Genomic DNA, 23,159 nt, shown 5'->3' on the forward strand with positions numbered 1-23,159 from the left:
TATCAAAGAAGGACCCATGATGAATCCCATCGGATTGATCTCGATGCAATATGCAAGGCCATTCACTGCCGAGCATTTCCATCTCTTCAAGAAAATGCGCGAGCTTGGCTTTGACTTCGTCGAACTGCTGGTGCCCGAACCCGGCGAAATCGACCTTGCCGAAGCGCGGTGTGCATTGGACGATGCAGGACTTGGCGTCGTCCTCGCCGCGCGGGTCAATATGCAACGCAATCTTTCATCACACGAGAAAGATGCCCACCGTGCCGGCATCGACTACCTGCGCTATACGGCGGACTGCGCAGCGGAACTCGGTGCGACCGTTGTTGGCGGCCCTCTGACCGGCAATCCATTGGTGTTTGCCGGGCGTGCGCCAGTACCAGTCACCGAGGAGGAGCGGCTGGCGCGTAAGGGCCGCTGTGTCGCGGGTCTGAAGGAAGCGGGCGATCACGCTGCAAAAGCCGGTATTCTGCTCGCCGTCGAACCGCTCAATCGTTTCGAAAGCGATGTGTTGTGCACGACGCAACAAGCCATCGAGCTGCTCGACGCAGTGGACCATCCGGCGGTCAAGTTGATGCTGGACACATTTCACATGCACATGGAGGAGGCGTCGATCCCCGAGGCCATCCGGCTTGGCGGCGATCATCTCGTGCATTTCCAGGCCAACGAAAATCATCGCGGCTTTCCCGGTACCGGTTCGACGGACTGGGTTGCAGTTTGTCGTGCGCTGCACGAGGTGAACTACAAGGGGCCGGTATCGCTTGAGCCTTTCCGCCGCAATGACGATCGTTTTGGCGTTCCATTCGCGCAGTGGCGTCCACCGCATGAGGACGAAAGCGAGCGCCTCGCGGCGAGCGCTGCCCTTATCAAATCCCATCTCACACTGACGGAATATCGGCGATGACATTGAAAATCGGCTGGATCGGTTGCGGCATTCACGCAACCCAGATGCTACTTCCCCAATTGGTCCGCCATGACGTCCAAATCGTCGCGCTCTGCGATATCGATGGCAAGCGTCTAGGCGATGCCGGCCGGCAGTTTGGCGTTGCGCGCCTGACCAGCGACGCCGAGGAGTTGATCCGCATGCCCGGTATCGATGCCATCGGCATGGCCGTGGGACCGGACCAGCATCTGTATTTCGGCAAGCTTGCGCTCGATCGGGGTCTGCCTGTGTTTATGGAAAAACCCCCGTCAGGAACAGCGGCTGGCGCGCGCGAGCTTCGTGCTGCGTCCGAGCGCGCTGGAAAGCCGTTGCTCGTCGGTTTCATGAAACGTTATTCGGTCGGCAACAAGATTGCCCATAACATCATCAAGTCCGAGCGGTTCGGCCCGGTGCTTGGCCTTACCGGCTACTACATGACGGCGCCGGGTTATTTTACCGGCAATGTCGATTACACCGGCTTTTTCCTGCATCACTGCGTGCACTATATGGATCTAGTGTCATTCTTCGTGTCGCCGGTGCGAACCATTTCAGCGCGAAAGGTGGAAAAAACACCGGGCAGGCTTCTTTTCCACGTCGGGTTCGAGTTCGAGTGCGGCGCCATTGGAAATATCGCGATGGGTACGATCCAGTCGCGGGGCACGCCGGTCGAACGCATCGAGTTGATGAGTGACCACCAGCGTCTCGAGGTGGATGACGTGATTGAGGTGCGGTGGAACCGCAATCCGCCCTTCAAAATCGACGATCCTGACGCGACACTCGCCGACGATGTCGACACTCTGACATGGAAGCCAAATTTTACGGCAGCGGCAAATGAAGATCCGAAGGGTTATTATTCACTCTTGGCCGATGCGGTTCCGGCCCTCGGCGGTGCGTCGACTGTTGCCCCGACAATTCATGATGGAGTGATAGCCATGGAACGGCTGGAGACGTTGCGACGGGAGCTCGCCTTATAGAAACGTGGAGTGCTGCAATTGGTCTCGGCTCAGATGCCTTCCCTGTAAAGGGACGTCTGATCACTGCGGTTGTAGCTGAACCGTAGCCCTGATATACGAGCAAGGAACCAATTACCTATTTCAAAAGCTTCCTCGCTGATGTGCGTGATCGCACCGAAACAGCGATGAAACAGCAGCATGTTTTTACGGTCAGCAGGCTCGCGCTTGATGCCCAGGAACGTGGGACGGTGCTGACACGCAGCGTCCATATCGCGGTCAGGGGAGGGAACCAACCCATCATGAAAAAGCCCGGTCTTGCAATTATCGGACTTGGCCCTGCCGCACTGCCTCATGCCAAGAGTCTTGTCGACTTGAAAGATCGGGTGGATGTAATCTGGGCCGCCAGTCGCACGAAGGACCGGACGAACGAATTCGCGCGGTCCTTCCCGTTTCCGGTGACAAACAGTATCGATGCGGCTATCAATGATCCTGCCGTCGATATCGTGCTGGTGCTGACGCCGGCCAATGCGCATCTGGAAATCGCTGAAAAGAGCTTTGCTGCTGGCAAGCACGTGCTTCTGGAAAAGCCGCTCGATATAACGTTGAAACGGGCTGAGCGGATTGTCACGCTTGGCCGCGAAAACGACAGGACATTCGGTGTGGTGCTGCAGCATCGGTTTCGCCCGGCGAGTCTGCGCCTGCGCGAAGCGCTTGAAGACAACAGTCTCGGAGCAATTGAGGCGGCGTCGTTGCGGGTCCCTTGGTGGCGGCCGCAGACCTATTATGATGTCGGTGGACGAGGTAGCTTCGCCCGAGATGGCGGCGGCGTTCTCTTGTCACAAGCAATCCACGCGCTCGATTTATTTCGTTCGCTTCTTGACGTGAAAGAGGTCATTGCATCTCAAATCCGCACCACTTCGCTTCACCGGATGGAAGCGGAAGATCACGTGACGGCATTGATGACTCTCGGCAACGCCGCACCGGCCTCGCTGCTTGCCACCACGGCTGCGTTTCCGGGCTTTCCGGAGACCTTGGAGATCACTGGTTCACTCGGTTCCGCTTATTTGTCCGGCGGTGCATTACGACTTTCTTGGCTTGATGGCCGTGAAGAGATCGTCGAATCCGAAGGCAAGTCCGGTAGCGGCGGCAACATCATGGATTTTCCGCATGATGCACACCGCTCCCTCATTGCCGACTTTTTGACGGCTGTTGCCGAGAGCCGCGATCCTCTGGTCACCGGCGAAGAGGCGCTGGCCACGCAAAGACTGATCGCAAAAATCATCCGCGCTGACCCTACCAATAACCAACCCATATGAGAAATCCTTCGGCGCATCGCGCCTCAACGATTGCGGTTGAGAACGGTTCTCCTCGGTGGTCCGATAAGGTCGACCTTGTGGGCAATTTGAAACTTTCATTGTTTTGAGTAGAATGGCGCAATGACGCCGCAACGCTTTGTAGAGGCACTCCAATGCGTGCACTGGACGCCGACCCAGATTGCCGAGGTGCTCGGATGTGACATCTCGTTGGTTGAAGCTTGGGCAAACGAAAAAGAAAAAATTCCTGTAGAGGTGGGAGCCTGGCTTGAGTCACTCGCTGAAGCTCATGAGGCATCGTGCGTGCCTCGTACTTGCCGAGGAAAACGCGCTGCTGATGCATGATTCGGAACCTTCCGCCGGTCGTGGCGTCTTCCGCGCGCTGATTTCAGGCGACGGAGGCGTCTTTATCCAACCAACATCCTGTGCAGACGAGCGAACCTGAGCTGTCCTGCTATAAGTTGGTGGAGAGAGTGGGCACCGTTGCGGCGCTGAGGGTCGCGCTTAAATTACAATAACAGTTAGCTTTTTTGCAACGGAAACCGACTGCCCCAAAGGGAGTGCACTACGGCAGCGCCCTTGGCTTGATGGCATGTTCGCATGTGCGAAATGGCGCTTCTTCCGATGCAAAATGTCAAAAAAGTATCAGTGACGTGGCGCTACTGTAGTAGCCTTCGGGCCATATGACGACTAGATTTCAAGTTGCTTGTGCAAACGCTTCTGGGAGGAGGCGTCCCAATAGGAGCACCACAAGATTGAAGGGCGCAGGGAGGAGATTCAGGTGAATCCAGATTTGGAAGTAGTCCAGATCGGCCGCGGCGAGTCGTTCAAGGCTTGGGAGCACGGCTATCCTTTCCACACAGTGCGCTGGCACTTTCATCCGGAATACGAAATACATCACGTCGTCGCGACAAGCGGGCGATATTTCGTAGGCGACTTCATCGGGGAGTTCGAACCGGGCAATCTGGTTCTCACGGGCCCCAATTTGCCGCATAACTGGGTAAGCAACATTCCTGCCGGCACCTGCATACCTTTGCGGGGCAGGGTGGTGCAATTCAACGAGGCGTTCATAACTGACGCCACCAACGTATTTCCCGAGCTTACGGCGTGCCTGCCCATGTTAGAGCTCAGTCGGCGTGGAGCGCTGTTTTCCGCAGCGACGGCCGACACGGTTGGACCGATGCTGAAGGAACTAGTAGCAGCCAAAGGCTTGCGGCGCATTGAACTTTTTATCGGAGTGTTGAATGCAATGAGTTCCGGAGAGGGAACGCGTTCACTGGCAAGCTCGCGATACATGCCCGATCCATCTGGATTCATGACGGCTGGCGTCAACAAGGCTCTCTTGTACATCAATAGCCACTTGACTGAGCCCTTCAGCGAAGGGGATCTCGCTGGCCTGACAGGACAAAGCGCCAGTGCTTTTTCGCGCAGTTTTCGCCGCCACACGGGTATGGCGCTGGTCCAGTACGTCAATCGGCTGCGCATTAATTTCGCGTGCCATCTGCTGATGAGCGAGCCCGCGATGACCATTACTGACATCTGTTTCGCAGCTGGCTTCAACAATATTTCCAACTTCAATCGCCATTTCCTGGCGCAAAAGGGGATGGCCCCTTCGCGCTTTAAAACATTGTTGGCACAGAACGTCAGAGCGGCGGAGGCCGCATAGGAGGAGGAAAAGGGAGGACCAAATCAGTGAGAATTACGGAGCGCAGCTGCGAGCCGGGGGGATTGCTATGCCTGTTCGCTGGCATGGCACAAGGCAAGTGATCACCGATGGCCAGCTTTAACGTGCTTCAGAATGAAAGCGGGAACGCAAAAGACCATCATCAAACGATAAGGGAGAAATTCTATGACAAAAATCGCAATTGGAATGACCGGTGCCGCCGCGCTAGTAGCTGGTCTTCTCGTGGGAACATCTGCATTTGCCCAGTCCGGCTCTACAGTGGCTTTTCTCATGCCGGACCAAGCTTCGACACGATATGAGGAGCACGATGCCCCCGGTTTCATCGCCGAAATGAAAAAACTATGCGCTGACTGCAAGGTAATTTATCAGAACGCCGATGCGGACGCTTCACGTCAGCAACAGCAATTTAATTCCGTCGTCTCGCAAGGCGCGAAAGTCATTGTCCTCGATCCCGTCGACTCAACGGCTGCAGCGTCGCTGGTCAAGCAGGCCCAGGCGCAGGGTATCAAGGTCATTGCTTACGACCGGCCCATTCCGGACGCAAAGGCCGACTTCTACGTTTCGTTCAACAATGAAGCCATCGGCAAGGCGATCGCCGATTCACTGATCGAGCATTTGAAGGCAAAGGGGGTGGCTGCTGCAGACGGTGGCGTGCTGCAGATCAACGGCTCCCCGACCGACGCTGCGGCGGGACTGATCAAAAAGGGTATTCATGCCGGTCTGGACAACAGCGGCTATAAAATCCTGGCCGAATACGACACGCCTGAATGGGCTCCGCCAAAGGCGCAGCAATGGACGAGCGGGCAAGTCACACGCTTCGGAAAGAAAATCGTGGGCATTGTCGCCGCGAATGACGGCACAGGCGGTGGGGCCATAGCAGCTCTGAAGGCAGCTGGTGTAGATCCGGTTCCGCCGGTGACCGGCAACGACGCGACGATTGCAGCGCTCCAGCTGATCATCTCGGGAGACCAGTACAACACGATCTCCAAGCCCAGCGAAATCGTCGCGGCGGCAGCAGCCAATGCCGCAGTGAAATTGCTGGCAGGCGAGACGCCAAAGGCGGACGTCACTTTGTACGATACCCCCTCGCAGCTGTTCACTCCCGCCGTCGTTACAGCCGAGAACCTGAAAGCGGAGATCATCGACAAGAACATCATGAAAGCCGAACAGCTTTGCGTCGATCGCTATGCAGAGGGATGCAAGAAGTTGGGCATTGGTGGATGAACTGATGAAGTGGAAGTTCCGGCCGCGGTGTGCGCGGCTGGATGTTCCTTTGTCCAGCAGGGAAGGCATGGCGCGAATGACCGAAACCATCGACCGGAAAACGCCTGCGGGCGAAATGGTGCTTAGCCTGCGGGGCATCTCCAAGAGTTTTGGCGCTGTTTCGGCTCTTACCGACATTGATCTCGATGTCCATGCGGGCGAGGTCGTGGCCCTCGTCGGCGACAACGGGGCCGGGAAATCAACCTTGGTAAAGACGCTCGCGGGCGTGCATCAACCGACAGCCGGAACGATCACGTTCCGCGGCCAGCCCGTCACGATGACCGACCCGAGCGCAGCGCTCAATCTCGGCATCGCCACGGTGTTCCAGGACCTGGCGCTATGCGAGAACCTGGACGTCGTCGCCAACATTTTTCTGGGGCGCGAGCTTAAACCGATGCAGCTTGACGAAACGGCGATGGAAGTCAGGTCCTGGACGCTGCTGAACGAACTTTCTGCGCGAATCCCGAGCGTCCGCATTCCAATCGCGTCGCTCTCCGGGGGGCAGCGCCAAACCGTTGCAATCGCCAGGTCGCTACTGCTCGAACCGAAACTTATTCTCCTGGACGAACCAACTGCTGCGCTGGGCGTAGCGCAGACTGCCGAAGTACTGAACTTGATCGAAAGAGTACGCGATCGCGGCCTCGCCGTCATCATGATCAGCCACAACATGGAAGACGTCCGTGCCGTTGCCGACCGGATCGTCGTCCTGAGGCTCGGCCGCAACAATGGCGTGTTCTATCCTGATGCGACGAACCAGGAACTGGTCGGTGCAATCACCGGCGCAGTCGACAACTCTGTCACGCGAAGGGAAGACCGGCGTCACGCCGAACAGCAGCTTTCTGAAGGGGGACAGCCATGACCGGCAACGTCAAAGACAATGCGTTCCCAGCCACAATGTTGGATCGCAGCGACGAGCGCCTGAAGCACGAAGCGGGTATTGGCGGTGCCGTCCGCGCCTTCATCGACCGCGTGCGGTCCGGTGACCTCGGTTCGCTCCCGGTCGTCGTCGGGCTGGCGTTGATATGGACCGTATTTGCAAGCCTCAATCCGATATTTCTGTCGAGCAACAATCTCGTGAACCTGCTGTTCGACTGCTCCACAGTCGGCGTCATCGCACTGGGTATCGTGTGCGTGCTTATGGTAGGTGAGATCGATCTGTCTGTCGGATCGATCAGCGGCTTTGCCTCGGCCATTGTCGGCACGCTATGGGTCAACCAGGGGTGGCCGGTCGTGCTGGCCATCCTCGCCGCCGTGGCCGTCGGGGGCCTCATCGGGTCGCTTTATGCGCTTCTCTACAATCGTTTGGGCATGCCGAGCTTTGTTGCGACACTTTCCGGCTTGCTGGCGGTCTTGGGGATGCAGCTTTATATTCTCGGCTCCACCGGCTCGATCAACCTGCCGTATGGGTCAGCCATGGTCAATTTCGGGCAGATGTTGGTGATGCCCCGCCTTTTGGCCCATATCCTGGCTGTGGTCCCCGGCGTGGTGATGCTCTGGACGGGCGTTCGCACGATTTCTCGTCGCCGCGAAGCCAATCTATCTGCACCGTCGCTGGGAAGCATTGTCCTTCGCGCCGCCGCCACAACATTGGTGCTGGAGATCATCGTTCTCTATCTGAATCAGGATCGCGGTATTCCCTGGATGTTCGGTCTTTTCGTGGGACTGGTGATGCTGATGAACTATGCGTTGACGCGGACACAGTGGGGCCGCTCTATGACAGCGGTTGGCGGAAACCGCGAGGCTGCTCGCCGTGCCGGCATCAACGTCCGGCGCATCTACGCCAGCGCCTTCGTGCTCTGCTCGATGTTGGCGGCACTCGGCGGCGTGCTTTCGGCGTCCCGCCTGGCGTCCGCAAGCCAGCAAGCGGGTACCGGCGACGTCAATCTCAATGCGATAGCAGCGGCTGTTATCGGCGGAACGAGCCTGTTCGGCGGACGGGGCAATGCCTACTCGGCGCTGCTCGGCATCATCGTGATCCAGTCCATCGCCAACGGACTGACGCTTCTCGATCTGTCATCTTCACTTCGGTACATGATCACCGGCGGTGTCCTCGCAATCGCCGTCATCGTCGACTCTTTGGCGCGCCGGTCGAGAGTTTCCCACGGTCGCGCTTGATGCAACGTTCTAACAAGTAAGGTTTGCCATGAAACAGGAACTGTCAGGAAAGGTCGCAGCCATTACCGGGGCAGCCTCTGGAATCGGCCTCGAATGTGCCAAATATTTACTGCGCGAGGGGGTCAATGTCGCACTCGTCGATCGGGCAGGGGACACGTTGGACAAATTATGTTCCGAACTGGGGCCACAAGCCCATCCCGTGGTCGTCGACCTGACGAAGCCAGCTGAAGTTTCGACAATGCTGCCACGTATCCTGGAGAAGTTCGGGCATCTTGATATCTTCCACGCCAATGCCGGCTCTTACGTAGGCGGGGAAGTTGTGGATGGAGACCCGGACGCCTGGGACCGAATGCTCAACCTGAACATCAACGCTGCATTCCGTTCGGTCCAAGCCGTGCTGCCTCATATGGTGGAGCGCAAAACCGGCGATATCATCATGACCAGCTCCATCGCCGGTCTGGTTCCGGTGGTAGGCGAACCGATCTACACAGCATCAAAATATGCGGTGCAAGCATTCGTCCATACGGTTCGACGCCAAGTGGCAAAGCACGGCATCCGGGTGGGTGCGGTAGCGCCAGGCCCGGTAATTACCGCTTTGATAAGCGACTGGCCCAAGGAAAAGCTCGACGATGCGATCGCGGCGGGAGGGCTGATGGAAGCAAGCGAAGTGGCGGAGGCAGTGCTGTTCATGTTGTCCAGACCACGCAACGTCACCATCCGCGATTTGGTCATTCTGCCCTTCAGTTCGGACTTGTGAAGATGGCCGCCCACTTTATCGGTGTCGACGTCGGAACGGGCAGCGCTCGCGCGGGGGTCTTTGACGAGAACGGCACTCTGCTTGCCGTGGCGAAGCGCCCGATCAACATCTGGCAAGAGGCAGGCGACGTCGTCGAGCAATCAAGCGAAGATATCTGGAATGCAGTGTCCACGAGCGTGAGGGAGGCAGTGGCGGCTTCTGGCGTGAATACGGCCGACATTCGAGGTCTGGGATTCGACGCCACATGTTCGCTCGTCGCCGTCACAGCGGATGGCTCCCCGGTTGCGGTCGGAAGTTCAGGCGATCCGAAGCGAAACATCATTGTCTGGATGGACCACCGCGCCGCTGGCGAAGCAGAAGAGATCAACGCCGGCGGGCACGAAGTCCTGAGCTACGTAGGTGGACGAATCTCACCCGAAATGGAGACGCCGAAACTTTTGTGGTTGAAGCGCAATCTTCCGGACGCCTTTGCTGCCACCGGGCATTTTTTCGACCTCGCCGATTATCTGACATGGCGGGCAACCGGCTCGTTGACGCGCTCGACCTGCACGGTCACGTGCAAATGGACCTACCTTGCCCACGAAAATCGCTGGGACTCGGAGTATTTCAACAAGATCGGGTTGGAGGAGCTGGTTGCAGAACGTTTCGCCAGAATTGGGACTGAAATCGTGCAGCCCGGTACACCGCTGGCCTCCGGTTTGACTGAAACGGCCGCTGTTGAATTGGGCTTGCATCCGGGGACCGCCGTCGCCGCATCTCTGATCGATGCGCATGCCGGCGGCCTCGGGACTTTGGGGGCGGCTGGAGAGGGGGTGACCTCGGACATCGGTCGCCGCCTTGCCTACGTATTCGGCACCTCGGCTTGTTCCATGGCTTCCAGCCAAGAGCCCGTTTTCGTAGATGGCGTATGGGGCCCATACTTTTCCGCCATGGTTCCCGATCTTTGGCTTAACGAAGGCGGACAATCGGCCGCCGGTGCCGCGATCGACCATCTCGTGGCAATGCATCCAGCGTCGGCATCGGCCATCGAGCTTGCCGAAGCGGCCGGGACATCGCTTGTCGGTTGGCTTGAGGCAGAGGCGTCCAAAATGTGCAGCAAACAAGAGGATGTTGTGGCTCTGGCACATCGGATCCATGTCGTTCCGGAATTTCTGGGAAACAGATCGCCAAACGCCGATCCGGATGCACGCGCAGTGATCGCTGGTTTGAGCCTCGATGCGGGAATACCCGACCTCGTCGCATTGTACATCGCCGGGCTCTGCGGAATCTGCTACGGGCTCAAACAGCTTCTGGTCAAGTTGGGCGAAGATGGAATTCCGATCGATCTGATCATGGCAAGCGGCGGCGCGGCGCAAAGCGACCTCGTCAGGCAGTTGTTGGCCGACGCTACAGGTGTCCGGGTGGCGGTAATTGACAACCCTGAACCTGTTCTGCTCGGCTCGGCCATGCTGGCTGCGGTGGCTTCTGGTCATCGCGCGAACTTGGCCGATGCGATGGCTGCCATGTCAAGGATATCGAGCGTCTTCGAGCCCGCCCAAGGCACACTCAAGAGGGTCCACAAAATACGCTATAGCATCTTTAAAAGGCTCCAGTCGGTCGATCGGGAGATAAGAATGGACCTTCAGATGTGATTGGAGCTGTTCCAGCGGTGTCGAACACTCATCCGATCTTATTCTGGCAAATTGATAGGAGGATGCAACTTGACGATTTTTCGAAAAAGGCAACAAAAACGGATTATGCAAAAAGAATATGGTGCCCCCGGAGAGACTCGAACTCCCGACCCTCTGATTACAAATCAGATGCTCTACCAACTGAGCTACAAGGGCAGCGGCGTCCGATTAGCACAAACCTTCCGTCTGTAAAATGAAAAATATCATTTGCCAGAAATAAATACCTGGCCCCGTTATTCACGCCCTCTAATCTTTGCTGCTCAAGAGGCGTTGCGCTGCATAAAGCGAAATGGCCGCTGCGTTCGATACATTCAGCGATTTGATCGCACCGGGCATATCGAGCCGCGCAAGGTGCGTGACGGTTTCACGTGTTTTCTGCCGCAGGCCTTTACCCTCGGCGCCAAGGACCAGGGCGATCCGGCCATTGGACATGGTGTTTTCCAGCTCCAGCGGGCCTTCCGAATCAAGGCCGATGGTGATGAATCCGATTTCATGTAGCTCAGCGATGGCGTCAGCTAGATTTCGTACCTCGACATGGGGGATGAGTTCGAGGGCGCCCGAAGCGGCTTTGGCCAGAACACCCGATTCTTGAGGGCTGTGGCGAGCCGTGGTGATGATGGCACCGGCACCGAAGGCGACGGCCGAGCGCATGATGGCGCCGACATTGTGCGGATCGGTTACCTGATCAAGAATGAGTAGCAGCGGACTTTCCTTCAGCGCCTTCAGCGATTGTGGCTTCAGCGGTTGAGCTTCGATCATCACGCCCTGATGCACTGCCTCCGAGCCGGTCTCCCTGTCGATGGCGCGAGGCTCGACGATGTCAACATCGAAGGGCAGGGCGTCGGTGTTGTTGATTTCCAGCCGGTCCAGCGCGTTTTTGGTAACGAGCATCCGCTTGATCTTGCGGGCGGGATTGTCCAGCGCTGCACGCACCGTATGCAGGCCGTAAAGCCGTACGAGTCCTTCCGGCGCAGGCGTGCCGCTGACAGCTGGTCGTGAGGCGCGTTCGGCCTGCTGCGGTGGTCCCCCAGCCTTTTGATCGCGGAACTGGCGACGCAGTGTCGCGTAGTGTGAATCTTTTTGTGTGTGTGTGGGTTTTTGATCGGCCATGGCGCGACATATAACCTTTCACGGCCCCGGGCGATACATGCTTGTGGCTGAATTTGCGCGTGCTGGCTGCTCCGCCGTCATATTTCTTTAGTCTATTTCCACATGCCGTTCATTTTCTGCAGGGAAGTGTTGACACCATGGAGGCTAGTCGGCATAAGGCCCTCCGCAAGCAGCGGCCCAGATACGACTTCCGGAAAGCTGTTTGCAGAGTGCCAAATGGCGCGGTTCCATCGGCAGTGACCGGAGGAGTGCCCGAGTGGTTAAAGGGGACGGACTGTAAATCCGTTAGCTTGGCTTACGTTGGTTCGAATCCAACCTCCTCCACCACTGCCGGAACCGACCGCCTGGCGCATAGGCCAAAGCCCGATTCGGTTTTGGAACAGTTATGCGCTATCTATGTATTGCTGTATTCTGCCGCGCCCAGAAGGATGCACAGATCAGCGAGATATGCGGGTATAGCTCAGTGGTAGAGCAGCAGCCTTCCAAGCTGAATATGCGGGTTCGATTCCCGCTACCCGCTCCAGATTTGCTGACGGACGGCGCGCTGTCTCGTCTGAGCTACAAACATGGTGCCGGCCCTAGACCGGTTGTGATGACGAGAGAACGACAGTTATGGCTAAGAGCAAGTTTGAACGTAACAAGCCGCACGTCAACATTGGCACGATTGGTCACGTTGACCATGGCAAGACGTCGTTGACGGCAGCGATTACGAAGTATTTCGGTGAGTACAAGCCGTACGACCAGATTGACGCAGCGCCGGAAGAAAAGGCGCGCGGCATCACCATTTCGACGGCACACGTCGAATATGAGACGCCAGCCCGTCACTATGCGCACGTCGATTGCCCCGGCCACGCCGACTATGTGAAGAACATGATCACCGGCGCGGCGCAGATGGATGGCGCGATCCTGGTTGTTTCGGCTGCCGACGGCCCGATGCCGCAGACCCGCGAGCACATCCTGCTTGCCCGTCAGGTTGGCGTTCCGGCGATTGTCGTGTTCCTGAACAAGGTCGACCAGGTTGACGATGCCGAGCTGCTCGAACTCGTCGAGCTCGAAGTACGCGAGCTTCTGTCGAAGTACGATTTCCCCGGCGACGACATTCCGATCGTCAAGGGTTCGGCTTTGGCAGCGCTCGAAGATTCCAACAAGGAAATCGGCGAAGACGCCGTTCGTGCCTTGATGGCGGAAGTCGACAAGTACATTCCGACGCCAGAGCGTCCGATCAACCTGCCGTTCCTGATGCCGATCGAAGACGTTTTCTCGATCTCGGGCCGTGGTACGGTTGTAACGGGCCGCGTTGAACGCGGTATCGTCAAGGTTGGTGAAGAAGTCGAGATCATCGGCATCAAGCCGACGACGAAGACGACGGTGACCGGCGTCGAGATGTTCCGCAAGCTGCTCGACCAGGGCCAGGCCGGCGACAACATCGGTGCGCTGATCCGCGGCGTTGGCCGTGAAGACGTCGAGCGCGGCCAGATCCTTGCCAAGCCAGGTTCGGTCAAGCCGCACACCAAGTTCAAGGCAGAAGCCTATATCCTGACGAAGGACGAAGGTGGCCGTCACACGCCATTCTTCTCCAACTACCGTCCGCAGTTCTACTTCCGCACGACCGACGTGACGGGTGTTGTGACTTTGCCGGAAGGCACGGAAATGGTCATGCCCGGCGACAACATCGCAGTCGATGTGACGCTGATCGTGCCGATCGCCATGGAAGAGAAGCTGCGCTTCGCTATCCGTGAAGGTGGCCGCACGGTTGGAGCAGGGATTGTTTCTTCGATTATCGAATAAGATTTTCTGATCGTTAGAATCGGGAAGGGCGGTCCATCGGGCCGCCCTTTTTTTATGCTGGCCTTAGCACCAAAGTCTAACTTCTCTCCGTTACAGCTTCTGGTATCTAATTGACGCAAAGCCAGTCCAGATATTTGCGGAGTTAGAGTGTTCCAGATAGTACCCGTTAAATATCGCTACGCGTTTTTCTGCCTCGTCTTCCTGATGATCCCTGTTCTGCAGTACATTGCGACGGTGCCGGCGCTTGCTGCCATGGCGGAGGATCAGCCAGGCTTTACCACACCAGGAAATATCAGCCGCCCTTACACTCCTGGCGGACTATTGGGACGTTCCTTCGTGCCCTCCGAGACCAATCGTCCCCACAAGCAGGTTCGGCCTCCAAAAAATGGCGTGGTGCTTTTTGAGCCCTATACACCCGTCCGGCTTCCGGATCTCCCCAAGAGTAATGGGATTTCTTCTGTACCCTATGCGCCGGTTCGACTACCCGATCTCCCGACAAAAAGTGCTGTACCTTCTGAGCCGCAAGCTCCTGCGAAGCTTTCGACCCCAGACAAGGCTCCCAAGCCCTTCAAGCTCGCCGATCAGGCCATGCGATTTGCTATCGTGCGGAACGCTTCCGCAAGCTGCGAACCAGCCTGTCCCGAGTGGATAATGGCCTCGGGTACGATTACAGCGGATAGCCCCTCAAGATTGCGCAAGGTCCTGCGACAGCTGGGCAAGCGGCGATTGCCCATTGTGATCGAATCGAATGGCGGTGCGGTGGACGCGGCCATGGAAATAGGACGTTTGATCCGAAAGCGGGGGCTCGACGTTGCGGTTGGAAAAACCAGCTTCTATGAATGTGATCCTGACCAGAAAGGGTGCAAGCCAAAATATTCGGATGGCGCATATGCCGGCTTCGCCTATCCCGGCTGGGCAGCCTGCATGTCAGCTTGCCCATTTATCGTTGCCGGCGGCACCAAACGTTTTGTCGGTTTGTGGGCAGAGCTGGGTGTCCACCAAATCACCACCACGGTTACCAAAACGATGGTAAAATATCAGACACGCTACCGGATCGTAAAAGGCAAAAAGAAAATCGTCGATACGAGAATCATCGGGCGTAGATCGGCCGGAACGTATAAGACAACCGAATTATCCAAAGGTTATCGCAAACGACTCAACGCTTACTTCAATGAAATGGGTGTCGACGCTGGCATTGTCGCTAAAATGCTTTCAATTCCGGCAAGCGATATTTCCATTCTGGACCATGACGAGTTGTTGAATTTTCGAATGACAACTGGTCCCGGCGATGTGGGCGATTTCTCCAGCGCGAGCACCTGCGCACAAGAGCCAAAACCTGCAAACTGTATTGAATTAAGCGCAATCGTCACTAAATAAACGATTATCGAGCGTCTCGGCAGTGGGATCAGTTCGAGAAGTTTGTCAATGACAGCTTGATCATACCTTTGGGACTTGAAAAGCTCTCCGCTTTGTGGAATGTACGCCCCGAACATAGGGGAGTAGCTCAGTTGGTAGAGCGGCGGTCTCCAAAACCGTAGGTCGCAGGTTCGAATCCTGTCTCCCCTGCCAACACATAGTCTGCCGGTGCACGATTGGATGGTGCAATGGGCAGATGTTTGGAAAGAAACGAATCCGGGGGCCTTGTGTTTTTCCGGAATCGGTTCTATGTAGGCTTAACAGACACGCGGTGCGTGGAGCTGAACGATCAGCTTTACGGGCCGCAATGGTGTGGACAGATGGTGTTGTTTAGTTTGCAGCACAGCATGTTTACAGCAACATGACATGCACGAGCGGTAAATGGCATCCAAAACGAATCCAATAACTTTTTTTCAGCAAGTGCGCGCTGAAACCGCAAAGGTCACATGGCCTTCGCGTCGCGAAACGCTCATTTCCACCGCAATGGTGATGGTAATGGCGTTTTTTGCTGCGATTTTCTTTTTCGCAGCTGATCAGTTGATGGCATACGGAATCGATATGATTCTCGGTCTTGGTCGTTAACGCAGGCTGACAAGAAAATCGGGATTGGGAAATAGCAATGACCGCGCGCTGGTATATCGTTCACGCCTATTCGAACTTTGAAAAGAAGGTCGCCGAGTCGATCGAAGAAAAGGCAAGACAGAAGGGTCTGTCGCATCTTTTTGAGAAGATTCTCGTGCCGACTGAAAAGGTGGTCGAAGTGCGCCGTGGCCGCAAGGTCGATGCCGAGCGCAAGTTCTTTCCGGGTTATGTCCTGGTTCGTGCCGATCTGACGGATGATGCCTATCATCTGATCAAGAACACACCGAAGGTGACGGGGTTCCTCGGTTCGGACAACAAGCCGATTGCGATTTCCGATAAGGAAGCCGACCGCATCCTGATGCAGGTTCAGGAAGGTGTCGAGCGTCCCAAGGCTTCGATCTCGTTCGAGATCGGCGAAAGTGTTCGCGTTGCCGATGGTCCGTTCGCCTCGTTCAACGGCACTGTACAGGAAGTCGACGAAGAGCGTTCGCGCCTCAAGGTAGAAGTTTCGATTTTTGGCCGCGCCACGCCGGTCGATCTGGAATTTGGTCAGGTTGAAAAAGTCTGATCAATCGGCGGCTCTCTGAAGTCGCCTGCTGCGTCAGCGGCAAACATGGTGGGAGGTAAGGCAGCCTTTAGCCGGGCTTTCGATCCGCACCACCAAACTGCAACCGCCGGTTATCCGGCACTTTGATTAAAGGCAGGAAGTTATGGCTAAGAAAGTAGCAGGCCAGCTCAAGCTGCAGGTTTCGGCAGGATCGGCAACACCGTCCCCGCCGATCGGACCGGCGCTTGGTCAGCGTGGCATCAACATCATGGAATTCTGCAAGGCCTTCAATGCGGCCACGCAGGAACTGGAAAAGGGTTCCCCCATTCCGGTCGTAATTACCTATTATCAGGACAAGTCCTTCACATTTGCGATGAAGACACCGCCGGTGTCTTACTTTCTCAAGAAGGCCGCAAACCTGAAGTCGGGTTCGAAAGAGCCGGGCAAGGTCGTTGCCGGCAAGATCTCGCGCGACAAGGTGCGTGAAATCGCTCAGGCGAAGATGAAAGACCTGAACGCAGCGGACGTTGAAGCCGCCATGCGCATGGTTGAAGGTTCTGCCCGTTCGATGGGCCTGGAAGTGGTGGGCTAAGACGATGGCAAAACTATCAAAGCGTGTAGCGAAAGTTCGTGAAGGCGTTGACCGTAACAAGCTGTATGACCTGACCTCGGCGATTGCCATGGTCAAGGAGCGTGCTGTTGCCAAGTTCGACGAGACGATCGAAGTTGCAATGAATCTCGGTGTTGATCCTCGCCATGCGGACCAGATGGTTCGTGGTGTCGTCAATCTGCCGAATGGCACTGGCCGTACAGTTCGCGTCGCCGTATTTGCTCGTGGTCCGAAGGCTGATGAAGCCAAGGCCGCAGGTGCAGACATCGTTGGTGCGGAAGACCTGTTCGAGATCGTCAATGGCGGCAAGATCGATTTCGATCGTTGCATTGCAACCCCGGACATGATGCCTCTCGTTGGCCGTCTCGGTAAGGTTCTCGGCCCGCGCGGCATGATGCCGAACCCGAAGGTTGGCACGGTTACAACCGATGTTGCAGCTGCCGTGAAGGCTTCCAAGGGCGGTGCAGTCGAGTTCCGCGTCGAGAAGGCCGGTATCATTCACGCCGGCGTCGGCAAGGCATCCTTCGATGCCAAGGCGCTGGAAGAGAACATCAAGGCATTCGCTGATGCCGTCACCAAGGCAAAGCCAGCTGGCGCCAAGGGTGACTACGTCAAGCGCGTCGCGATTTCATCGACGATGGGTGCTGGCGTAAAGATCGATCCAGCAACAGTGCGCATTGCGTAAGTGTTGATTGAAGTTTCAAGCTTAGCTGTTTGAAACGAAAAGAATTCCAGGCCCTTCGGGGCCTGGATAACCGGATGCAAGTCCGGTTATCCTGTCCGAGATTGCGGGTGGTTCGCCTTAATTCGTCAGAACCCGCATGAGACGTGGAAAAACTTTGCTTAGAGGGCTTAGCCCGATGAACAAGGTTCGAACCGTAGTTGCCTTTCGCTTGCAGCCGATCTCGGCGAAGCAGGGGGGACAGGATCCTCAAGTGCTGTGTGGTTTCGGTCTTCGGACTGAAGTCTTGCAGCAAAAGGCAACCCGGCAGTGACGCAATCTCGCGTTTCTGCCAAATGGAGAGAGACAGTGGAAAAAGCGGAAAAGCGCGAATTCGTCGCGTGGCTGAATGGGGTCTTCAAGGACTCTGGTTCAGTTGTCGTGGCCCACTATACCGGTCTCACCGTTGCGCAACTGAGCGATCTTCGCTCGAAGATGCGTGATGCTGGTGGCACCGTTAAAGTCGCGAAGAACCGCCTTGCCAAGATCGCTCTTCAGGGCACGGATTCGGAAGGCATCGCTGACCTGTTCACAGGTCAGACACTCGTTGCTTATTCCAACGATCCGATAGCGGCACCAAAGATCGCCATTGAATTTGCCAAGGGTAACGAAAAGCTCGTCATCCTCGGTGGTTCGATGGGAGCAACAACTCTCGACCCGGATGGGGTAAAGGCACTTGCCGCACTTCCATCGCTCGACGAGTTGCGCGCAAAGCTGGTTGGTATGATCCAGACACCGGCTTCTCGCATTGCTCAGGTCGTCAACGCACCGGCAGCTCAGCTCGCCCGCGTTTTTGGCGCCTATGCCCGGAAGGACGAAGCGGCATAAGGCCGTTCTCGCTGTCAATATATCGAACCTTGTAAAGGAATACCAAAATGACTGATCTCGCAAAGATCGTAGATGACCTGTCCAACCTGACTGTTCTCGAAGCTGCTGAACTTTCGAAGCTTCTGGAAGAGAAGTGGGGCGTTTCTGCTGCTGCTCCGGTTGCTGCTGCTGCCGCTGCTGGCGGTGGTGCAGTTGCTGCTGCAGTTGAAGAGAAGACTGAATTCGACGTCGTTCTGACCGAAGCCGGACCTAACAAGATCAACGTGATCAAGGAAGTCCGCGCTATCACCGGTCTCGGCCTCAAGGAAGCCAAGGACCTCGTTGAAGCTGCTCCTAAGGCAGTCAAGGAAGGCGTTAACAAGGAAGAATCTGACAAGATCAAGGCACAGCTCGAAGCAGCTGGCGCCAAGGTCGAACTCAAGTAAACCTTGCACTATTGGCGGGCAGGGCAACCTGTCCGCCGGCTACCCTCCACGGAGGGCCCGGTACTCAACCCTTTTCCTGATGGCAATTTCACTGCTTTCAGGAAACGGGTTTTGTCCCGTTCACGGGGCCGCATGAGCGGTTTTAAGAAACAGGCCAGTTTCTGGCATAAAGACGAGGAGCGACGATGGCTCAGACCCATTCTTTCAATGGTCGTAGGCGCGTACGCAAGTTTTTCGGTAAGATTCCGGAAGTCGCAGAGATGCCGAACCTCATCGAGGTTCAGAAAGCTTCCTACGATCAGTTTCTGATGGTGGAAGAGCCCAAGGGCGGGCGTCTGGATGAAGGTCTGCAGGCTGTGTTCAAGTCTGTTTTCCCGATCCAGGATTTCTCGGGTGCTTCCATGCTCGAATTCGTCAAGTACGAGTTCGAAGCTCCAAAATTCGACGTTGACGAATGCCGTCAGCGCGATCTGACATATGCTGCGCCACTCAAGGTGACGCTGCGCCTCATCGTGTTCGATATCGATGAGGATACAGGCGCGAAGTCGATCAAGGACATCAAGGAACAGGACGTTTACATGGGCGATATGCCGCTCATGACCGATAACGGCACGTTCATTGTAAACGGCACCGAGCGCGTGATCGTATCGCAGATGCATCGTTCGCCGGGCGTCTTCTTCGATCACGACAAGGGCAAGACGCATTCGTCCGGCAAGCTGCTGTTTGCTGCGCGCGTCATCCCTTATCGCGGTTCCTGGCTCGACATCGAATTCGATGCCAAGGACGTCGTCTATGCGCGTATCGACCGCCGCCGCAAGATCCCTGCGACGTCACTGTTGATGGCGCTTGGCATGGATTCGGAAGAAATCCTGTCGACGTTCTACAATATGCTCACATTCAACCGCGATGGCGATACCTGGCGTATTCCGTTCTCCGTGGATCGCTTCCGCGGGTTCAAGGCTACCACGGACGTCGTGGATGCCGATACGGGCGAGGTTGTTCTCGAAACAGGCAAGAAGCTGACGGCACGCAGTGCCAAGCAGCTCGCTGAAAAGGGCTTGAAGTTCATCAAGGCGACAGAAGACGATCTGCTCGGCACTTATCTCGCCGAAGATATCGTCAATATGGAGACGGGTGAAGTTTATCTCGAAGCCGGTGACGAGCTTGACGAGAAGACACTCAAGGTTCTGCTCGACACGGGCGTTTCCGAGATCAACATTCTCGATATCGATCATGTCAATATCGGACCGTATATCCGCAACACCCTTGCCGTTGACAAGAACGAGAACCGCCAGGACGCACTGTTCGACATCTACCGCGTCATGCGTCCGGGTGAACCGCCAACGATCGACTCCGCCGAAGCAATGTTCAAGTCGTTGTTCTTCGACAGTGAGCGCTACGATCTTTCGGCTGTTGGCCGCGTCAAGATGAACATGCGCCTCGATCTCGATGCGGAAGACACTGTCCGTATCCTGCGCAAGGAAGACATCCTGGCTGTCGTCAAGATGCTGGTTGATCTGCGCGATGGCCGCGGCGAAATCGACGACATCGACAATCTCGGCAACCGCCGTGTGCGTTCGGTCGGCGAATTGATGGAAAACCAGTACCGTGTTGGTCTGCTCCGCATGGAGCGCGCCATCAAGGAACGCATGTCGTCCATCGAAATCGATACCGTCATGCCACAGGACCTGATCAACGCGAAGCCGGCAGCCGCTGCCGTTCGTGAGTTCTTCGGTTCCTCGCAGTTGTCGCAGTTCATGGATCAGACCAACCCGCTGTCCGAGATCACGCACAAGCGTCGTCTTTCGGCATTGGGACCCGGCGGTTTGACCCGCGAGCGCGCCGGCTTCGAAGTCCGCGACGTTCATCCGACGCATTACGGCCGTATCTGCCCGATTGAAACGCCGGAAGGCCCGAATATCGGTCTGATCAACTCGCTTGCAACCTTTGCCCGGGTCAACAAGTACGGCTTTATTGAAAGCCCGTACCGCAAGATCATCGACGGCAAGGTCACGGATGATGTGGTTTATCTGTCTGCGATGGAAGAAGCCAAGTATCACGTGGCCCAGGCCAATGTGGAACTGGATGCTTCCGGTGCATTCACGGATGAATTCGTTGTCTGCCGTCATGCGGGTGAAGTTCTGATGGCGCCGCGTGAAAACGTGGATCTGATGGATGTTTCGCCAAAGCAGCTTGTTTCGGTTGCAGCAGCGCTTATTCCGTTCTTGGAAAACGATGACGCCAACCGCGCTCTGATGGGCTCGAACATGCAGCGTCAGGCCGTTCCACTGGTTCGTGCCGAAGCGCCGTTCGTTGGAACGGGTATGGAACCGGTCGTCGCTCGCGACTCCGGCGCCGCTATCGGTGCTCGCCGTACTGGTATCGTCGATCAGGTCGATGCGACCCGTATCGTTATCCGTGCGACGGAAGATCTGGTGCCGGGCAAGTCGGGCGTCGATATCTATCGCCTGATGAAGTTCCAGCGTTCGAACCAGAACACCTGCATCAATCAGCGTCCGCTGGTTCGTGTTGGCGACCGGATCGAGAAGGGTGACATCATCGCTGATGGTCCTTCGACCGATCTGGGCGATCTGGCGCTTGGCCGCAACGTGCTCGTCGCGTTCATGCCGTGGAATGGCTACAACTACGAAGATTCCATCCTTCTTTCTGAAAAGATCGTTTCGGATGACGTCTTCACCTCGATCCATATCGAGGAGTTCGAAGTCATGGCCCGCGACACGAAGCTCGGACCGGAAGAAATCACGCGCGACATTCCGAACGTTTCGGAAGAAGCGCTGAAGAACCTGGACGAAGCCGGCATTGTCTATATCGGCGCGGAAGTACAGCCTGGCGATATCCTCGTCGGCAAGATCACACCGAAGGGCGAAAGCCCGATGACGCCGGAAGAGAAGCTTCTGCGAGCGATCTTCGGAGAAAAGGCTTCGGACGTACGTGATACCTCGATGCGCATGCCGCCCGGGACCTACGGTACTGTTGTGGAAGTTCGCGTTTTCAATCGCCACGGCGTTGAAAAGGACGAACGCGCCATGGCGATCGAACGCGAGGAAATCGAGCGTTTGGCCAAGGACCGCGACGACGAACAGGCGATCCTTGACCGCAACGTCTATGGCCGTCTGGCTGACGTTCTCGATGGCAAGTCTGCTGTTGCCGGACCGAAGGCATTCAAGAAGGGCACTGTCGTTACACAGGACGTCATGGGTGAATACCCGCGTTCCCAGTGGTGGCAGTTTGCTGTCGAGGACGAGAAGATCCAGGGCGAAATCGAAGCTCTGCGCAACCAGTACGACGACTCCAAGAAATTGCTCGAGCAGCGTTTCATGGACAAGGTCGAAAAGGTCCAGCGCGGCGACGAGATGCCCCCAGGCGTCATGAAAATGGTCAAGGTCTTTGTCGCTGTGAAGCGCAAGATCCAGCCAGGCGACAAGATGGCTGGCCGTCACGGCAACAAGGGCGTTGTTTCGCGTATCGCCGCTGTTGAGGATATGCCGTTCCTTGAAGACGGAACGCATGTCGACATCGTGCTCAACCCGCTTGGCGTGCCAAGCCGCATGAATGTCGGGCAGATCCTCGAAACGCATCTGGGCTGGGCTTGCGCCGGAATGGGCAGGAAGATCGGGGAACTGATCGAAGCCTACAAGGCACAGCACGCACAGGGTGAACAGGGCGATATTGCTCCGCTGAGAATGACGATTGAATCGATCATTCCGGACAATGACCGCAACGAGCCGGTTCGCAACTATGACGATGAGAGCATCATTCGTCTTGGCGAACAGATGAAGCGTGGCGTTTCGATTGCAACGCCGGTGTTTGACGGTGCGCATGAACCGGACATCAATGTGATGCTGGAACAAGCGGGCCTGCATTCTTCGGGTCAGTCGACGCTTTATGACGGACGTACGGGTGAGACTTTCGATCGTCAGGTGACCGTCGGCTACATCTACATGCTGAAGCTGCACCATTTGGTCGACGACAAGATCCACGCTCGTTCGATCGGACCTTACTCGCTCGTTACGCAGCAGCCTCTGGGTGGTAAAGCCCAGTTCGGCGGTCAGCGCTTCGGTGAAATGGAGGTCTGGGCTCTGGAAGCATACGGTGCGGCTTACACGCTGCAGGAAATGCTTACGGTCAAGTCCGACGACGTTGCCGGACGTACGAAGGTTTACGAAGCAATCGTCCGTGGCGACGATACTTTCGAAGCCGGCATTCCGGAGAGCTTCAACGTTCTCGTCAAGGAAATGCGCTCGCTCGGTCTCAATGTCGAGCTGGACGATACTCGTGCCCAAGAACAGCAACAGCAGGCATTGCCTGACGCTGCAGAGTAAAAAGGGAAGGGTGCGCGGCATTGTTCGCGCACCCGACCAGTTTTTCGGGCCGCTGAGGAAGCGGCATTTGATCTAGATGGACCCGCGGCGGCGGATATCCATCGCAAGTAGAGGG

General features: G+C 56.6%; 19 protein-coding genes and 4 tRNA genes. 21 read left to right on the forward strand and 2 right to left on the reverse strand.

Translation table 11 applies throughout. The annotated features are described in order from the left end of the window. Window positions 1–19: 19 nt before the first annotated feature. From C7476_RS08160 to C7476_RS08205, 9 genes are all read left to right on the forward strand, one after another. A complete protein-coding gene (locus C7476_RS08160) occupies window positions 20–901 on the forward strand; it encodes a sugar phosphate isomerase/epimerase family protein (RefSeq protein ID WP_114429488.1) in 882 nt (293 codons plus the stop codon). After that, window positions 898–1,893 (forward strand): Gfo/Idh/MocA family protein, encoded by a 996-nt coding sequence (locus C7476_RS08165; RefSeq protein WP_114429365.1) that lies wholly within the window; start codon window positions 898–900, stop codon window positions 1,891–1,893. The genes C7476_RS08160 and C7476_RS08165 overlap by 4 nt, the downstream gene beginning before the upstream one ends. A gap of 164 nt (window positions 1,894–2,057) precedes the next feature. After that, a complete protein-coding gene (locus C7476_RS08170; RefSeq protein WP_245426222.1) occupies window positions 2,058–3,188 on the forward strand; it encodes a Gfo/Idh/MocA family protein in 1,131 nt (376 codons plus the stop codon). Window positions 3,189–3,966: 778 nt separating this feature from the next. Then, complete coding sequence (locus C7476_RS08180; protein WP_114429367.1) at window positions 3,967–4,851, forward strand: AraC family transcriptional regulator; 885 nt, start codon at window positions 3,967–3,969, stop codon at window positions 4,849–4,851. Window positions 4,852–5,034: 183 nt separating this feature from the next. After that, entirely contained in the window at window positions 5,035–6,093 is a 1,059-nt protein-coding gene (locus C7476_RS08185) for an ABC transporter substrate-binding protein (RefSeq protein ID WP_114429368.1), read from the forward strand. A 76-nt stretch (window positions 6,094–6,169) separates the two neighbouring features. Beyond that, window positions 6,170–6,991, forward strand: coding sequence for an ATP-binding cassette domain-containing protein (locus tag C7476_RS08190; protein WP_114429490.1), 822 nt, complete (start codon window positions 6,170–6,172; stop codon window positions 6,989–6,991). Then, window positions 6,988–8,247: a sugar ABC transporter permease gene (locus C7476_RS08195; RefSeq protein WP_114429369.1), complete on the forward strand. Its 1,260-nt coding sequence runs from the start codon at window positions 6,988–6,990 to the stop codon at window positions 8,245–8,247. Before C7476_RS08190 ends, C7476_RS08195 begins: the two co-directional genes overlap by 4 nt. Window positions 8,248–8,275: 28 nt before the next feature. Beyond that, entirely contained in the window at window positions 8,276–9,004 is a 729-nt protein-coding gene (locus C7476_RS08200) for an SDR family oxidoreductase (protein WP_114429370.1), read from the forward strand. Window positions 9,005–9,006: 2 nt separating this feature from the next. Continuing rightward, a complete protein-coding gene (locus tag C7476_RS08205) occupies window positions 9,007–10,635 on the forward strand; it encodes an FGGY-family carbohydrate kinase (protein ID WP_114429371.1) in 1,629 nt (542 codons plus the stop codon). A 119-nt stretch (window positions 10,636–10,754) separates the two neighbouring features. Here C7476_RS08205 and C7476_RS08210 read toward each other — a convergent pair. Further along, a tRNA-Thr gene (locus tag C7476_RS08210) sits at window positions 10,755–10,830 on the reverse strand. Window positions 10,831–10,920: 90 nt separating this feature from the next. Beyond that, window positions 10,921–11,784 (reverse strand): 23S rRNA (guanosine(2251)-2'-O)-methyltransferase RlmB, encoded by an 864-nt coding sequence (gene rlmB, locus C7476_RS08215; RefSeq protein WP_114429372.1) that lies wholly within the window; start codon window positions 11,782–11,784, stop codon window positions 10,921–10,923. A gap of 242 nt (window positions 11,785–12,026) precedes the next feature. Between rlmB and C7476_RS08220 the strand changes: the two genes are divergently transcribed. From C7476_RS08220 to rpoB, 12 genes are all read left to right on the forward strand, one after another. Further along, a tRNA-Tyr gene (locus C7476_RS08220) sits at window positions 12,027–12,111 on the forward strand. 122 nt (window positions 12,112–12,233) lie between these two features. Next, window positions 12,234–12,307: transfer RNA gene (locus tag C7476_RS08225), tRNA-Gly, on the forward strand. Between the two features lie 89 nt (window positions 12,308–12,396). Beyond that, window positions 12,397–13,572 carry an elongation factor Tu gene (tuf, locus tag C7476_RS08230; RefSeq protein ID WP_114429373.1) on the forward strand — a complete coding sequence of 392 codons (1,176 nt, stop codon included), beginning with the start codon at window positions 12,397–12,399 and terminating at the stop codon, window positions 13,570–13,572. Window positions 13,573–14,262: 690 nt separating this feature from the next. Further along, window positions 14,263–14,949: a COG3904 family protein gene (locus C7476_RS27825; protein ID WP_147274635.1), complete on the forward strand. Its 687-nt coding sequence runs from the start codon at window positions 14,263–14,265 to the stop codon at window positions 14,947–14,949. Between the two features lie 116 nt (window positions 14,950–15,065). Next, window positions 15,066–15,141 (forward strand) — tRNA-Trp (locus C7476_RS08240). A gap of 228 nt (window positions 15,142–15,369) precedes the next feature. Continuing rightward, window positions 15,370–15,570: a preprotein translocase subunit SecE gene (gene secE, locus C7476_RS08245; protein ID WP_106716822.1), complete on the forward strand. Its 201-nt coding sequence runs from the start codon at window positions 15,370–15,372 to the stop codon at window positions 15,568–15,570. A gap of 37 nt (window positions 15,571–15,607) precedes the next feature. Then, entirely contained in the window at window positions 15,608–16,138 is a 531-nt protein-coding gene (gene nusG / locus C7476_RS08250) for a transcription termination/antitermination protein NusG (RefSeq protein ID WP_112531272.1), read from the forward strand. A 142-nt stretch (window positions 16,139–16,280) separates the two neighbouring features. Next, window positions 16,281–16,709: a 50S ribosomal protein L11 gene (gene rplK, locus C7476_RS08255; protein ID WP_112531271.1), complete on the forward strand. Its 429-nt coding sequence runs from the start codon at window positions 16,281–16,283 to the stop codon at window positions 16,707–16,709. Window positions 16,710–16,713: 4 nt separating this feature from the next. Continuing rightward, window positions 16,714–17,412 (forward strand): 50S ribosomal protein L1, encoded by a 699-nt coding sequence (gene rplA / locus C7476_RS08260; protein ID WP_114429375.1) that lies wholly within the window; start codon window positions 16,714–16,716, stop codon window positions 17,410–17,412. 345 nt (window positions 17,413–17,757) lie between these two features. Beyond that, window positions 17,758–18,276, forward strand: a complete 519-nt coding sequence (rplJ, locus tag C7476_RS08265) for a 50S ribosomal protein L10 (RefSeq protein WP_112531269.1) — start codon at window positions 17,758–17,760, stop codon at window positions 18,274–18,276. 47 nt (window positions 18,277–18,323) lie between these two features. Further along, window positions 18,324–18,701, forward strand: a complete 378-nt coding sequence (rplL, locus tag C7476_RS08270; protein ID WP_112531268.1) for a 50S ribosomal protein L7/L12 — start codon at window positions 18,324–18,326, stop codon at window positions 18,699–18,701. A 185-nt stretch (window positions 18,702–18,886) separates the two neighbouring features. Then, window positions 18,887–23,044 (forward strand): DNA-directed RNA polymerase subunit beta, encoded by a 4,158-nt coding sequence (gene rpoB, locus C7476_RS08275; protein ID WP_114429376.1) that lies wholly within the window; start codon window positions 18,887–18,889, stop codon window positions 23,042–23,044. Window positions 23,045–23,159 lie beyond the last annotated feature (115 nt).

Origin of the sequence: Phyllobacterium bourgognense (assembly GCF_003337575.1) — a bacterium.
Classification (GTDB): domain Bacteria; phylum Pseudomonadota; class Alphaproteobacteria; order Rhizobiales; family Rhizobiaceae; genus Phyllobacterium; species Phyllobacterium bourgognense.